The sequence below is a fragment of the Priestia sp. JNUCC 25 genome (assembly GCF_053667915.1).
Genome location: NZ_CM132211.1, coordinates 1,009,893 through 1,022,985, shown reverse-complemented (window position 1 = coordinate 1,022,985; position 13,093 = coordinate 1,009,893). Strand labels below are relative to the sequence as shown.

13 protein-coding genes are annotated in these 13,093 nt (G+C 38.5%); 5 read left to right on the top strand and 8 right to left on the bottom strand.

Annotated features, from left to right (window positions below; translation table 11 throughout):
- Nucleotides 1-183: 183 nt before the first annotated feature.
- From JNUCC25_RS05300 to JNUCC25_RS05280, 5 genes are all read right to left on the bottom strand, one after another.
- The gene (locus JNUCC25_RS05300; protein WP_029324945.1) at nucleotides 184-573 is read right to left on the bottom strand and encodes a PepSY domain-containing protein; all 390 of its coding nucleotides are present in this window, start codon (nucleotides 571-573) and stop codon (nucleotides 184-186) included.
- A 205-nt stretch (nucleotides 574-778) separates the two neighbouring features.
- Nucleotides 779-961, bottom strand: coding sequence for a DUF3973 domain-containing protein (locus JNUCC25_RS05295; protein WP_013055747.1), 183 nt, complete (start codon nucleotides 959-961; stop codon nucleotides 779-781).
- Between the two features lie 229 nt (nucleotides 962-1,190).
- Nucleotides 1,191-2,171 carry a UDP-glucose 4-epimerase GalE gene (galE, locus tag JNUCC25_RS05290; protein ID WP_013055746.1) on the bottom strand — a complete coding sequence of 327 codons (981 nt, stop codon included), beginning with the start codon at nucleotides 2,169-2,171 and terminating at the stop codon, nucleotides 1,191-1,193.
- 198 nt (nucleotides 2,172-2,369) lie between these two features.
- Nucleotides 2,370-3,254: a fumarylacetoacetate hydrolase family protein gene (locus JNUCC25_RS05285; protein ID WP_029324944.1), complete on the bottom strand. Its 885-nt coding sequence runs from the start codon at nucleotides 3,252-3,254 to the stop codon at nucleotides 2,370-2,372.
- Nucleotides 3,251-4,450 (bottom strand): amidase, encoded by a 1,200-nt coding sequence (locus tag JNUCC25_RS05280; protein WP_263033138.1) that lies wholly within the window; start codon nucleotides 4,448-4,450, stop codon nucleotides 3,251-3,253. Before JNUCC25_RS05280 ends, JNUCC25_RS05285 begins: the two co-directional genes overlap by 4 nt.
- Nucleotides 4,451-4,653: 203 nt before the next feature.
- On the opposite strand from JNUCC25_RS05280, the gene JNUCC25_RS05275 reads away from it, so the two are divergent.
- From JNUCC25_RS05275 to JNUCC25_RS05265, 3 genes are all read left to right on the top strand, one after another.
- Nucleotides 4,654-5,364, top strand: a complete 711-nt coding sequence (locus JNUCC25_RS05275; RefSeq protein WP_029324942.1) for a M50 family metallopeptidase — start codon at nucleotides 4,654-4,656, stop codon at nucleotides 5,362-5,364.
- A gap of 148 nt (nucleotides 5,365-5,512) precedes the next feature.
- The gene (locus JNUCC25_RS05270; RefSeq protein WP_454222882.1) at nucleotides 5,513-6,226 is read left to right on the top strand and encodes a hypothetical protein; all 714 of its coding nucleotides are present in this window, start codon (nucleotides 5,513-5,515) and stop codon (nucleotides 6,224-6,226) included.
- A 185-nt stretch (nucleotides 6,227-6,411) separates the two neighbouring features.
- Nucleotides 6,412-7,344, top strand: coding sequence for an aldo/keto reductase (locus JNUCC25_RS05265; protein ID WP_454222880.1), 933 nt, complete (start codon nucleotides 6,412-6,414; stop codon nucleotides 7,342-7,344).
- A 37-nt stretch (nucleotides 7,345-7,381) separates the two neighbouring features.
- On the opposite strand, the gene JNUCC25_RS05260 is transcribed toward JNUCC25_RS05265, so the two are convergent.
- Together JNUCC25_RS05260 and JNUCC25_RS05255 are read right to left on the bottom strand one after the other, a co-directional pair.
- Nucleotides 7,382-7,735, bottom strand: coding sequence for a DUF4181 domain-containing protein (locus JNUCC25_RS05260; RefSeq protein WP_454222878.1), 354 nt, complete (start codon nucleotides 7,733-7,735; stop codon nucleotides 7,382-7,384).
- 32 nt (nucleotides 7,736-7,767) lie between these two features.
- On the bottom strand, nucleotides 7,768-8,637 hold the full coding sequence (locus JNUCC25_RS05255) for a LysR family transcriptional regulator (RefSeq protein WP_029324939.1): 870 nt from the start codon (nucleotides 8,635-8,637) through the stop codon (nucleotides 7,768-7,770).
- 131 nt (nucleotides 8,638-8,768) lie between these two features.
- Here JNUCC25_RS05255 and JNUCC25_RS05250 point away from each other — a divergent pair, with 131 nt between their 5' ends.
- Nucleotides 8,769-9,443 (top strand): class I SAM-dependent methyltransferase, encoded by a 675-nt coding sequence (locus tag JNUCC25_RS05250; protein WP_013055738.1) that lies wholly within the window; start codon nucleotides 8,769-8,771, stop codon nucleotides 9,441-9,443.
- 569 nt (nucleotides 9,444-10,012) lie between these two features.
- Nucleotides 10,013-11,056 carry a L,D-transpeptidase family protein gene (locus JNUCC25_RS05245; protein WP_064471363.1) on the top strand — a complete coding sequence of 348 codons (1,044 nt, stop codon included), beginning with the start codon at nucleotides 10,013-10,015 and terminating at the stop codon, nucleotides 11,054-11,056.
- A 66-nt stretch (nucleotides 11,057-11,122) separates the two neighbouring features.
- On the opposite strand, the gene JNUCC25_RS05240 is transcribed toward JNUCC25_RS05245, so the two are convergent.
- Nucleotides 11,123-13,054 carry a hypothetical protein gene (locus JNUCC25_RS05240; protein ID WP_029324937.1) on the bottom strand — a complete coding sequence of 644 codons (1,932 nt, stop codon included), beginning with the start codon at nucleotides 13,052-13,054 and terminating at the stop codon, nucleotides 11,123-11,125.
- Nucleotides 13,055-13,093: the final 39 nt, after the last annotated feature.

Sequence of the window (13,093 nt, the reverse complement as noted above, 5' to 3'; positions counted from 1 at the left end):
AAGCAGAACGAATCAAAGAACCATAATTAGGAAGTGGTTATTTTTCACTATCACTTACCCTTTCTATTAAAGAAATAATTGCTTCTTCTTTTTTATTATTATTGTTACTTTTATTAATGGTTTCTCCCAATAAAGAAAACCCCACTTTCAAAAAAGTGAGGTTGATTACATAATATAAGACGTTTACTGAACGGTTCGCTCTTCTTGCGCCAGCACATCAATTTCAGCGTCAATCTTCACGCTATGGGTTTTTCCATCAAGTCCAAGAATCACAATTTCATATTGCTTGTTAGCAAGAACAACCGATTCAATAATGCCTTTATGCTGTCTTAACGCGTATGCTTTTGCACGGCTTTTGGTTAAAGGAATCGTTTTTTCTTTCAAAATACTGCCGGTTTGGGCGTTAATTTTTACTTTATGCTCTTCTCCGTTTAACGTAAGGATGTCTACTATATAAATAGGAAGAGTGAGTATTTTACTCAGCGATATGGATTTGACAATGCCTTTATATTCTTTTAATGCGAGAAGCTTTGCTTGTTCTTTCAACAAAAGTGATCGTTTTTCAGAAATCATTTGACGCCATCCTTTCTAGTTTATAAAACGGACTGCTGTTTCAATTTCTTAACGTACCATATCCTATGTATACGTCTACTAACTAGTATAGCGGGCTTGTCTTAAATTTCTCTTAATATTACATGAAAGATAGCTGAAGAAAGCTGTTATTTACTGAAAAAACTAGACCTGGTTAGATCTAGCTTCTTATTTGTGAATGTGAATTCTACATTTTTTTCGTTTCGAATCGTTCTACGGCTCTCATTTGTTTGATTGACGGGGATTTGTGTACGCACATGCCCAGATGAACTTTTTGAAGCAAATAGGGATCAATGTAAAAACCATTTTGAAAGATGTTTTCTTTTTCCTGTTCGTCATGAAATTTGGAGCATCTTACACAGTAATACATATCATAACCTCCTTGCGGACTATTTTATAAACGGGATAGTTGTGAATGGTATATTTACCTACATCATATGGAAAAGAACAAAAGTCGTGCTTGTTTAGGGAAAATGTCCGAAAAGGAGAAGGCTTGTCCATGGGCTAAACCACTGGCTTTTCAAAATGATTATTTAGAACATAAATCAGTTTGATTGTAACAAAAAAGCCTCTTTCAAAAAGAAAAGAGGCACTTTTTATTAATTTGTTACTTTTGCGCTGTTTTGATGCCAGTTCCAAGCTGATGCGATGATTTTTTCTAATGAAATTTGCGCTTTCCAGCCTAATTCTGCGTGGATTTTATCAGAAGATGCAACTAGGCGTGCCGGATCTCCAGCTCGGCGGTCTGCCATAACGACATTCGCTTTTTTACCGGTTACTTTTTCACACGTTTCGATCACTTCTTTTACAGAGTAGCCAAGGCCGTTTCCAAGATTGTACGTTGCTGTTTTCTTCGTGCCGTCTAACAGGGCTTGAAGCGCTGAGATATGAGCATTCGCTAGGTCCGTTACGTGAATGTAGTCACGGATGCACGTTCCGTCTTCAGTATCGTAGTCTGAACCGAATACAGAGATGTTTTCACGTTCACCAAGCAGGTGCTGAAGAATGATTGGAATTAAGTGCGTTTCAGGATCATGGCACTCACCAATTTCTGCTGTTTCGTAAGCACCCGCTGCGTTGAAGTAACGAAGCACCACATATTCCATATCGTAAGCACTTGCAAAGTCAGCTAAAATCTGTTCAATCATTAACTTTGAACGTCCGTACGGATTAATTGGGTTTGTTGCCGTATCTTCTGTAATGATATCTACAGAAGGAATCCCATATGTAGCAGCAGTAGATGAAAAAATAAACTTTTTCACATTGTGCTTCATCATCGTTTGTAAAAGGGTTAACGTCGCAGCTACGTTGTTTTGATAATATTTAAGAGGATCTGTTACTGACTCCCCTACTAAACTATTAGCAGCAAAATGCATGACAGCATCAATTTTATGATTTGTGAATACGCTTTCTAAATCTTTCTCATTACCTAGATTTCCTTCTACGAATACCGCTTTTTCATCGATTGCCCAGCGATGACCCGTTGATAGATTATCAAGTACCACAACTTCATTTGTTTTCACTAATTCTTTTACTAGGTGGCTTCCGATATAGCCTGCTCCTCCGATGACTAAAATCATACTGTCAGTCAGCTCCTTTTTATTAAGTGTCGCTACAGATATCGTACCCGTTTCTTTTCCATTTGTAAATATTTCATTTTTCAGTATATGATAACGCAAATGCTATCTTTTAATTAGTATATCTACTAATTGTGAACTGAGTGTGAAGATATTCGTTTCTACTTAAAAACCCGCGCGTGTAAGCAACGGGTTTTCTTCTTAGATTTGCTGAGGCACTTTCTTCATATCTTTTACTTTATTTTTTAATGGAAGCATCCCTTCAATCTGACATTCAATACAGTCCCCGTCTTCAATAACAGCCGGTCCCGGCGTTCCGGTGAGGATGATATCACCTGGATGCAGCGTCATGACTTTTGAGAAAAATGAAACACAGTATGCGATGTCGTAAATCATATTAGACACTGTATTTTCATGCTGTACGTTTCCGTTTAGCAATGTGCGCACTTGAAGTGATTTCACGTTTGATATACTTTCTTTTGTGATAAATTCTGAGCCTATACTGCAAAATGTATCAAAGCTTTTCGCTCGCATTAAGTAGCGATGATTCGCCGCATGAATATCAGCTGCGGTTACGTCAATTGCTGACGTATAACCAGCAATTACGTTTATGGCTTCATCTGGCTCTATATCCTTACACGTTTCGCCGATTACCACCGCTAGTTCTGCTTCAGCCGTTGTTTTGTAGGACTGCTTTGGAATACGAATGCTGTCATCTGGTCCAATAATGGTGGTCGCGGGTTTTAAAAAACTAACTGGATCAATGGCACGGTCGTAGTCTTTTAGTTTTTCTTCAGAAGCCGCATAATTAAACCCAATGCCTAATAATTTCGACGGATTACTAATGATAGGAGCTGTTTTTCTGCCCTGCAAGTGCATTAAGGGAAAAGAGCTGTTCATACCAAATTTATTATGGGCATACCATGTTTCAAGGTGGCGAAGTTCTTTATATTGAATAAGATCCCAAATTGTTGTAGACCAGTTTGTTAAATATTTAGTATTGATATCTTCTATAAGCAGAATGCTGTCATTGTCTAAAATGGCTGCTTGTTCTTTCCCTTGCTCTATTATATTTACTAATTTCATGATACGCTCCTTACCGATGCTTGAATGATACGATCGCTGTTTTCTTTTACCCAATTTAATAATTTTTCATCTTGGTTGTATCCTGCAATAAAAGATAAACCGATTGGCAAACCGTCTAGTTCTCCTGCAGGTATCGTAACTTGAGGAAGACCGCTTAGGCCGGCAATACACGTCATTTGAAGTGTTCGCAATCTTCTGTTTTCTAACTCCGGCCCTTTTGCATCTTTTACAGGCGCTGGTCCTGGAGCTGTAGGAAGTACTAATATTCCTTCTTCCCCAAGCTGTGAGTACATAAAATAGCGAAGTTCACGACGCTTTTCTTCTATATAATTCATATTTAATAATGTAAGAGTGCTGGCCCATTGAAAGCGGCTTCCGATGTCTTCTCCAAACGTTGGATTTTCTTTTTGAATCCACTCTCCGTGCGTTTGCCAGATTTCTTTTCCTTGCAGCAGACGGAAGGTTTCCATATATGTAGAAAAACCCTGAGGAGCAATCGCTATCTCTTCTATAGTAGAGAAAGACTCCATTACGTGGTTGATAGACGGCGCAAGAGCTCGCATGCTTTGTTCATCCACAAGTTCCATCACATCTGTTGGTACATACAGCCGTGTAAATCCACTAGCACGCGACGTTGAATTCAATAAAACCGCTCCTACTTTTTGCAGAGTGTGGCCGTCTCTAGCCATTACACCAACTGTATCAAAGCTTGGAGCAAGTGGAATCAGACCGTTTGTAGAAATGCGTCCGTGAGAAGGACGATACCCAAAAATACCGCAGTAGCTTGAAGGAATTCGAACCGATCCTCCCGTATCTGTTCCAATTGCAAAATCAGTTATTCCCGCTGCCACAGCAACCGCTGATCCGCTCGAAGATCCTCCCGGAATTCGATCTGCGCTTTTTGGATTTATAGGTGTTCCGTAATGTGCATTTTCACCATTTAGTCCGTACATAAGCTCGTCGGTGTGCGTAACTCCCTTCAGTACAGCTCCTTCTTTTAAAAGAGCAGCTACTACGTCTGCATGTTCGCTTGCAGGCTGATGCGTGGCGAGCCAATCCGGATTTCCTGCACTTGATATATGTCCTTGTACATCAAATACGTCTTTTAACGCAAAACTCAAGTTATTTAACATTCCCGTTCCCGTTGGAGGTACGTAAAGATCACTGTCTACAAATGCGTTCCACGTATCTTTCATTCAACCATCTCCTCATTTCTTATATCTGTTTAGAATATAAAATTTGGAATAAGCTGGTCAATGAATGTGTCAGGTCTGTTAACATTAATATTATGTAGATCTCCCAGCTTCCCTTTCCCTAGAGAAACTAGCCGTTTTATTTCCCTTTTAGCACGTTTGCGAGTAAAGTAGAAACATATCATTTTACGAAAAGGACTATCGCGATGGAACAATCTACTACGCTTTTTTTATTTATTTTATTAGCTTTTGTGCTAACAAGAGGTATTCCATTTATAGGTTCACTTGCTCCTAGCATTAATACACTGCTTCGGCATATTGGACGTTATTTTTCAAATTTAAATACGATGTTTCATGAAGATGGCCACGCGTTAATGGGGCTTATTGTCGGAAAAGGCGTCAATCGCATTGAGCTTTATACCAATAATGAAGGTGTAGCTGTGACTGCCACCTACGCGGGATCCCGTGGATGGTTGCCGCGCGTCATTATTGCTTTAGCCGGCTACCCGTTCAGCTCAGCAATGGCTTATTTGTTTTTCTACCTGCTCGTTCACCATCACTACGACTGGCTTTTTTACGGGTTAGGAAGTGTTGTTGTTATTAATTTACTGCTTTGGGTACGTAACGGATACGGAATTGTGTGGCTTTTTTCTATCGGTTTGATCCTCGGAGGCATCTATTATCTGCAAGATCCACAGCTTATGCGCTACAGTATGATGTTTGTTGGTGCGCTGTTGCTTGTAGAATCTCTATTTTCTGCATTTATTATCTTTGTATTAAGTATTAAATATCCAAACGATGCAGGTGACGCTACGAGTTTAAAGCAGCTGACCCATCTTTCAGCACGCTTTTGGGGTTTGTTATTCTTCGCACAGGCCGTGTATGTGGCTTATTTGATTTTTCACCTGATTTATTAAAGACAAAATACTATGCTCTCCTAAGAAAACTTTGGGAATTTTATAATTTAAAGGAATAATTTACTTTCATGCACTAAATAATGGTTTACGAGTTCCCTTAATGAGGTATATATTGGGTACTATGAAGTCGTAAAGAGGTGTGGGATACTTGTCATTATTTTTAAAGTGGAAGCAAAAGAAGCAGGAAAAAGAAGTAGAGCGTGTTCTTGAGGAATCAATCTCAAAAAGAAAAGACTACTGGAACACAATTGGACATGTAGACGGAGACGTATTAACTCATTTGTTAAATCCCATGTTTTTTGGCGGACCTGCTTGGCCATCTGGACGTCAAACATTTATTCGTGTTCAAAAAACAGAGACGGTTATTCTCGCAAGCGACGGCTTGTCCGATCCGTTTCAATCCCCCGAAGAAAAGAGCCGAAAGCAAGGAAAAGGATTAGAATTCTATATCGAATGCGATGATGAATCTCTGCGCGGACCTTTATCTGATATCCAGGATCACTGGGCATTTGACCTTCTTTATCAAATGAGTCAAAATGCTGCCGCTCATCCTAATATGCTAGAACTATTCATGAAGCACGATATTCTTTCAATTGAATTTACTGATTTGGACGTACCGTCTCATTTTGTAAATGAAAATGGAGAAATTGGTGTATTGCTAGGCGTTCAGTCTCCTTCTGTTTCAGTTAGCCTCTCTTTACCTTACGAATCTATTAAACTGATTAGCATGAAGCTTCTTACACCAAACGAATTAGAGTATGTACGCGAACAAGGAGCGCAAGGACGCAGGCAGCTCGCTGAAACATTTCAGCTGTCAAAAAGTTATCATATTACCCTGACCAAAAGAGAGTCTCTTATTTAAAAGAGGTTCTTTTTTTATTTTTGCCGCTGAAGACGAAGCCCTATAGAATATAAGCGTCATTTATATGAAGCTCTAGTTCCAATACTTTTTTAAGGCTGCTTTTGATATGAGCGTACTATTTTTGATTCATGGTATATTTTGCTATAGTAAAAAAGAAGATATAAAAAAGGAGATGGACGTTAGACATGGCAGAAAAAGTACAGATTGGAAAATCCGAATTATATGTTAATCCTATTGGACTTGGAACAAACGCTGTAGGAGGACATAACTTATATCCTAACCTAAACGAAGAAGTCGGCAAAGACCTTGTTCATAAGGCGCTAGATAATGGCATAAACCTCCTTGATACAGCGTTCATTTATGGTCCAAAACGCTCTGAAGAACTAATTGGTGAAGTGCTAAAAGAACGTGGAAATCGTGAAGAAGTGGTTATCGCCACAAAAGGAGCACATAAAATTGTTGGAGATGAGGTACTGCTAGACAACTCTCCTGCGTTTTTAAAACAGGCGGTTGAAGATAGCTTAAAACGCCTTCAAACAGATTATATCGATTTATATTATATTCATTTCCCTGATAAAAACACACCAAAAGACGAAGCGGTCGGTGCGTTAAAAGAATTAAAAGATGAAGGAAAAATCCGTTCTATTGGCGTATCAAACTTCTCGTTAGATCAGTTAAAAGAAGCAAATAAAGATGGTTATGTAGACGTGGTGCAAGGGCAATATAACTTAATTCAAAGAGAAGCAGAAAACGATATTTTACCTTATACGGCTGCAAACCGCATTTCATTTATTCCGTACTTCCCGCTAGCTGCTGGTTTACTTGCTGGGAAATACGATAAAAACACAAAGTTTAATGACTTGCGCGAAGATATGCCTCATTTTATCGGGGAAGCATTTCAGCAAAATCTAGAAAAAGTAGAGCGTCTTCGTCAAATCTCTAGCGCAAAAGGCGTAGAAGTAGCTCATCTTGTTCTGGCTTGGTACTTAACGCGCGATTCAATTGATGTATTAATTCCGGGGGCAAAACGCGCTGATCAAGTACTTGATAACTTAAAAACATTAGATGTTCAGCTCACTTCTTCGGAAATTAAAGACATTGATCATATTTTTAAATAATATAAAAAGAGCTTTGCCATAGGTAAAGCTCTTTTTTCTATACAATTCCGCTGGTTAATAGAACAAAAGCCGTAAGGAAGAATCCCATCTGTACAAAGCTTGTTATGTACTCTTTGGTTTCTTGTTTATATTTCCATTCATCTATACCTTTCAGCAAAATAGCCGCAACTAAAAATAGGCAAGACACGATATAAGGCTGGACAAATATAAAGATCATATCGAGTACTAGAAAAAGAACAAAAGCTATCGTCACATATTTATCCCATCGTCCTAAAGCTAGACTTTCATACTCATATTTACCCCAAAATTTGCTACGAGGTATATCAAGCACTTTTCTTAAAATAAAATCTACTAAGACTGCTGCTGCTACTAGCATGACCAATATATACATCGCCATCTCCCCTTCCTTTTTATGGTATCATTTCAACTCGTTTCTGTTAAGGTCTCAGCCACAAAGTGCTTAAACTGCTTTGTTTCTTCTGTTTCGCCTTTTGTTACGATATACGTATGTGAAGAAGGCCGGATAATTTTTTGCTGTGAAATTACGCTTAACGTTTGATTTTCAACTTCCTTTTTCACCATAGAAAATGGCAAATAAGATACGCCTAGGCCTTCTTCAATAAAGCGCTTTGTAATTTCTACTTGCGTCACAGGAAGCAGCTGAATGTGAGGATAACAAGCCTTGATTTGAAGGAGTAAATCTTCCCAATAAACAGGATGATTATTCGTAAGGAGCCGGTAGGAAGATAACAGCTCCTGTTCCGTACGTGCTCCTGCAGAAAACGGGGCAACTAAGACTGCTTTTTCTTTATGAATTAACTCATAAAAAACGTCTGCCTGACCCGGAAGCATCCTTGTTAATCCAATATCTGACCTTCTGTCGCTGATGTCTTTTCCCACTTGAAACGAATTTGTGATATTAACCGTTACTTCAATATGTGGATATCTCTCTACAAATTGTTTGATTAGACTCGGCAAAACAGATGCTGCTATTTGAGGAGCAGCGGATATAGTCAGTTTTCGGTTATATCCTTGCTTCCATAACCTAAAATTCCCTACTCCTTCTTCATATGCTCTCACCATTTTTTGAGCATGAGGCAAAAAAAAGCGTCCTGCCTCAGTCAGCACGATATATTTACCTTTTTTTTCAAAAAGCTCATCTCCTAATTCTTGCTGCAGTCGCTGAATATGCTTTGATACAGCAGGCTGTGTTAAAAATAAATCTTCAGACGCTTGCCTGAAATTTTCATAAGAAGCCGCTATGATGAATGTTTTTAACCATTTGATCTCCATTCTCTTCTCTCCATCTCTTTCTATTCATAACAAACTGGAATCAATACTGCTTATTTTTGTTTATTTTCTTTTCTATTAAACTTCTATACGATATATGTATCTCAATATTACCAAATAAAGGAGCTGTAAAAATGAAAAATAACGTTAAAGAAAAATTTAATGCTCATGCTTCTCAGTATGATGAGCAGCGCCGCAAACTCATTCCTTGTTTTTTTGATTTTTATTCTATTCCCGTTTCGCTTCTTCACTTTCCAAAAAAGACGCTTCGCATACTTGATATGGGAGCAGGTACAGGCTTGTTTTCTTCTTTTGTTAAAGAAAAATACCCAGATGCGCATTTCACGTTGATTGACGTCTCAGATCAAATGCTTGAAAAAGCAAAGGAACGCTTTAAAAATGAACAGCATATAGAATTTATCGTATCAGATATAACAAGCTACAAATTTGAGCACTCATTTGACATTGTGATTTCCTCACTTGCTATTCATCATTTAGAAGACGAACAAAAACAAAAGCTGTATGAACAAATTTATGATTTGCTGCATACAGGAGGAATATTTATTAATGCCGATCAAGTATTAGGCCCTTCTTCTATTATCGAAGAGTTATATAAAAAAGACTGGAGCGAAAGAATTGCCGCAAGCGGATTAACTCATGAGCAAATTGAGGCTGCTCATGAACGTACGAAGTTAGATAAAATGGCAACTTTGCACGATCAGTTAAATTGGTTAACAGCAAGCGGGTTCAGCACGGTGGATTGCATCTATAAATTTTTTAATTTTGTTGTAATGTATGCTCAAAAATAACGGTTTAAAAACTACTTGTCTCTTTGCAAGTAGTTTTTTTACTCTTTCCCTCCCTATATTCGAATAAGAATATTTATCTATTTCCACAAAACTACGCATACTTCTTTTCCAGTTTCGTATATCTAATAATAGCTTCGTTCTCCTGAACTTTTGATTTTTTTGTACATAAAACCCATATAAAGTATTTTTATACTATTTTATGTCTTTTTATGGTACAAAAAATACAACTATGTTACAATACGATTACAAAACAATCTATATAACGCTTTCATTTCTTTACACAAAAATGAAGAACTGGAAAGGATGTGATGCTTATGTAAATGTGAATCCGCTAGATTAGTAAACTTATATTCCTAAAGTTGTACAAAGAATTAAGAAAAACTTAGTTATTCTTATTATTATAAATTCCCGCTAGTAAAGTCTTTCTACTTAATGATTTCCTTATTAAGCGCATACATACAGGGATAGAAAATGCAGCTATTCGTCTTTTATTTTATTAGTGAAGAATTTATAGCACAGCCCAAAGCATCATACGTTTTTCATTAATGCAGCCTAAGGAGGCGCAGCACATGGCAAATAGAATATCAAGAACAGCAATCGTACTCATAGCAGCTATTTTAGCTCTAGCCTGCTTGTTTGTAGGAGTTCCAAAAACAGAAGCTGCTTCAACACCATCTCATTTAATTATCATTAACAAAGCGACGAATAAACTCGCTTATTACCAAAATGGTTCACTTGTCCGAACGTTTTCAGTAGGAACAGGACGCACGCAGTCTCTTACACCAGAAGGCCATTTCAAAGTAGTAAATAAAATCGTCAATCGCCCTTATTACAAAGGGAACATTCCTGGTGGAGATCCTAGAAATCCCCTTGGCAATCGCTGGCTAGGCCTAAATGCGAGAGGTACATACGGCACGACGTATGCTATTCACGGAAATAATAATCCTGCTTCCATCGGCAAATATGTAAGCAGCGGATGCGTTCGTATGTACGATGAAGAAGTAGAATGGTTATTTAGTAAAGTGACCGTCGGTACACCGGTTGTGATTACAACTTCTTCTAAATCATTTAACGACATTGCAGCAGCAAACGGATACAACGTTTCTGGAAACTCAGGTTCTACTCCAGCTCCTTCTACAGGAACTGTTTTAAAGAAAGGCAGCAAAGGAAATGCAGTTAAAGAGCTTCAGCAGAAACTAACTTCACTTGGCTATAATACACAAGGTACGGACGGTGTGTTCGGTGCCAATACAGATTCAGCTGTTCGTAAGTTCCAAAAAGACCACGGCTTAACGGCTGACGGCATTGTTGGCCCATCAACATATAAAGCTTTAGGAAGTTCAGGAACGAACCCGACGACACCAACAAACCCAACAAATCCACCAGCAGATACAACAATTAACACAAAACAAACGCTTAAAAAAGGAAGCAAAGGCAGCAATGTTCAAGCTCTTCAAAAGAAATTAACAGCGATTGGCTATAATACAAAAGGTACGGACGGTATCTTCGGTGCCAATACAGAAGCTGCTGTACGTAATTTTCAAAAAGACAATAAGCTAGCAGCTGACGGCATTGCCGGACCTAATACTTTAACTGCTATTTCCAAACGCTAATAGAGCCTGATTTCAGGCTCTGTTTTTTTATTGATAAACCTCTTTTTTACATCGCGCCTTGACCCCTTAATGAACCAGTACGCCGTCTTTCTTTTCTACGACATACTTAATCAGATGATAAACCGTTCTCATAAGAATTTGCTGCTGATAGATATCATTTTTGGCAGGAATTACGTTTTCTATCAGTCTGCTATATTTGTAGGCTTGATCGTCTTCTTTTTGTTTATAAAGAGCGAGCCAGTCATTACGAGATTTTTCAAGCAACTGTTCATTGAAATAGGAATAAACGACGGTTGCAAACTCACCTGCCAATTCTTGAATAACCTGCTGTCGGTCGGTGACCGAATGATAGGTACTTGACCACCCAGACGGCTGGCTTAGAAAATGCTCGTAGACAGATGAAATAAAAGCGGACGTAATGACTGGCACCGGCCCTTCATGCTCTCCTAAGGAAATGTTCAAACACGTTTCTCTGTCCATATAAGGAATGTTCAGCGACTCCATCGCTTCATAAAAAGCCTGAGAGACAGTCAAGTTTAAATAAATAGGATGCAGCTCTTGCTGCTTTTTTCTCGTTTCTGATACTAAAGCTGCCTTTAAGTCTTTATACAGAAGGTGACTCTCTTTGAATTCCTCGTGTACACATTCTAAAATAGTCGTATTCCCTACTGTTAAATAGTAGTGAAGCTGCTTTTTCATAAGAGGTGAAACGCTTTTAAGCGCACCATCTATCATTTTAGCCATGGCATGTTTTTTAGCATAATCCGTACGGCAGCTTGGAGAGGTAAGCAAATCTCCGTGTGTAACACAAACGTTTACTTTAGCGCCATGACCATGTACGATGAGCTGTTGAAGAAATTGAATATCTAATTCTTTAAGCCCATGATGTACGTATAAAATAGAAGCTGCTTTTTTAAAAGAATCGTGGATGGTGCTCGTATATTCAAAATACGGATGCTCGCAAATCGCTAACCCTTTTTTAAAAGAAAAAGGGCCGCAAACTTCAATTCTACGAAACAATGGATAAATAAGACGTCCGTTATTTTCTTCTTCTTCATTTGTTAGCGGACCAAGGGAAGACAGCTCTTTTGCTGTGAGACGGCAGGATATTGGCCAGTCGTCTTCTCCTATTTCCCATGTTCCTTCCTTGTATTCTTTCAACCGGGATTCAATGGCCAGAAGCATTTGCTCGGTGATTTTCCTACATTCAAGCCGCTTGTGCCATCCCTCTGCAAAATCTCTTCCTTCTTGATCAACAGCGTCTTTTACTATTTCACTTTCTCGTTTAATTGCATCTACAAATTGTTTGAATGAACTATTTTCGTCGTTCATTCTTAAAGGAACATCGTCATTAAAATAACGGGCTTTGTATGGGATATCTCCCAAAAGAGCGCGCAGATTGAAAGAGGAATCTCCGTGTAACAACTCAAAGACCAAGTCATAATCCGTGCCTCCTTCAGCATACACTTCAGCGCTTCTTAGTAGGATATTCTCCAATTTCCTTTGCACTTCACTTCGCGTAAAAAAAGAGACAGCAGCTTCATAGTGTTGGGAATCCTTCACCTTATACGTAGCAGAATAAGCTCCTTTACTGCCTATTCCTAGAAAGCCACATTCCTTTTTTATACCAAGAAGCTGGCGGATTAAGGCTGTTTTTCCGCTTCCTTGTTCTCCGATTACATGAATGTACTCATACTTGCTGTCAATTTGTTCGCTCGTTCTTTTTTCAATATCGTTATAAAAAGCATTCACTACTCGTTCATCATATCTTGCTTTTGCTCTTCCTTTTGCAGTACTTGTCCAAAAATCCTGCACTCTCAGCAGTTCATTCATCTCTTCAACCAGAATGTCAATTTCATCGTGTTGCTCTGTATACATAAACCGTTTAACAAACGGGTTCGATCTTCCTCTTTCATCTTTTTTAAACGGATGCTGAAACATAATTGACCAGCCTTTTCGCATAGGAGATTGACAGGCTTTTGCACGAAAAACTTTCATTCATTTCCCCTTCTTTCCCTAACATTGTCCTATTTGAAA

Coding starts and splice junctions, on each gene's coding strand:
- JNUCC25_RS05275 (WP_029324942.1), top strand. CDS start 4,654: ATGGAACAATCTACTACGCTTTTTTTATTTATTTTATTAGCTTTTGTG.
- JNUCC25_RS05255 (WP_029324939.1), bottom strand. CDS start 8,637: ATGGAGATCAAATGGTTAAAAACATTCATCATAGCGGCTTCTTATGAA.
- JNUCC25_RS05280 (WP_263033138.1), bottom strand. CDS start 4,450: ATGAAAGATACGTGGAACGCATTTGTAGACAGTGATCTTTACGTACCT.
- JNUCC25_RS05245 (WP_064471363.1), top strand. CDS start 10,013: ATGGCAAATAGAATATCAAGAACAGCAATCGTACTCATAGCAGCTATT.
- JNUCC25_RS05250 (WP_013055738.1), top strand. CDS start 8,769: ATGAAAAATAACGTTAAAGAAAAATTTAATGCTCATGCTTCTCAGTAT.
- JNUCC25_RS05285 (WP_029324944.1), bottom strand. CDS start 3,254: ATGAAATTAGTAAATATAATAGAGCAAGGGAAAGAACAAGCAGCCATT.
- JNUCC25_RS05240 (WP_029324937.1), bottom strand. CDS start 13,054: ATGAAAGTTTTTCGTGCAAAAGCCTGTCAATCTCCTATGCGAAAAGGC.
- JNUCC25_RS05260 (WP_454222878.1), bottom strand. CDS start 7,735: ATGTATATATTGGTCATGCTAGTAGCAGCAGCAGTCTTAGTAGATTTT.
- JNUCC25_RS05265 (WP_454222880.1), top strand. CDS start 6,412: ATGGCAGAAAAAGTACAGATTGGAAAATCCGAATTATATGTTAATCCT.
- JNUCC25_RS05300 (WP_029324945.1), bottom strand. CDS start 573: ATGATTTCTGAAAAACGATCACTTTTGTTGAAAGAACAAGCAAAGCTT.
- JNUCC25_RS05295 (WP_013055747.1), bottom strand. CDS start 961: ATGTATTACTGTGTAAGATGCTCCAAATTTCATGACGAACAGGAAAAA.
- galE (WP_013055746.1), bottom strand. CDS start 2,171: ATGATTTTAGTCATCGGAGGAGCAGGCTATATCGGAAGCCACCTAGTA.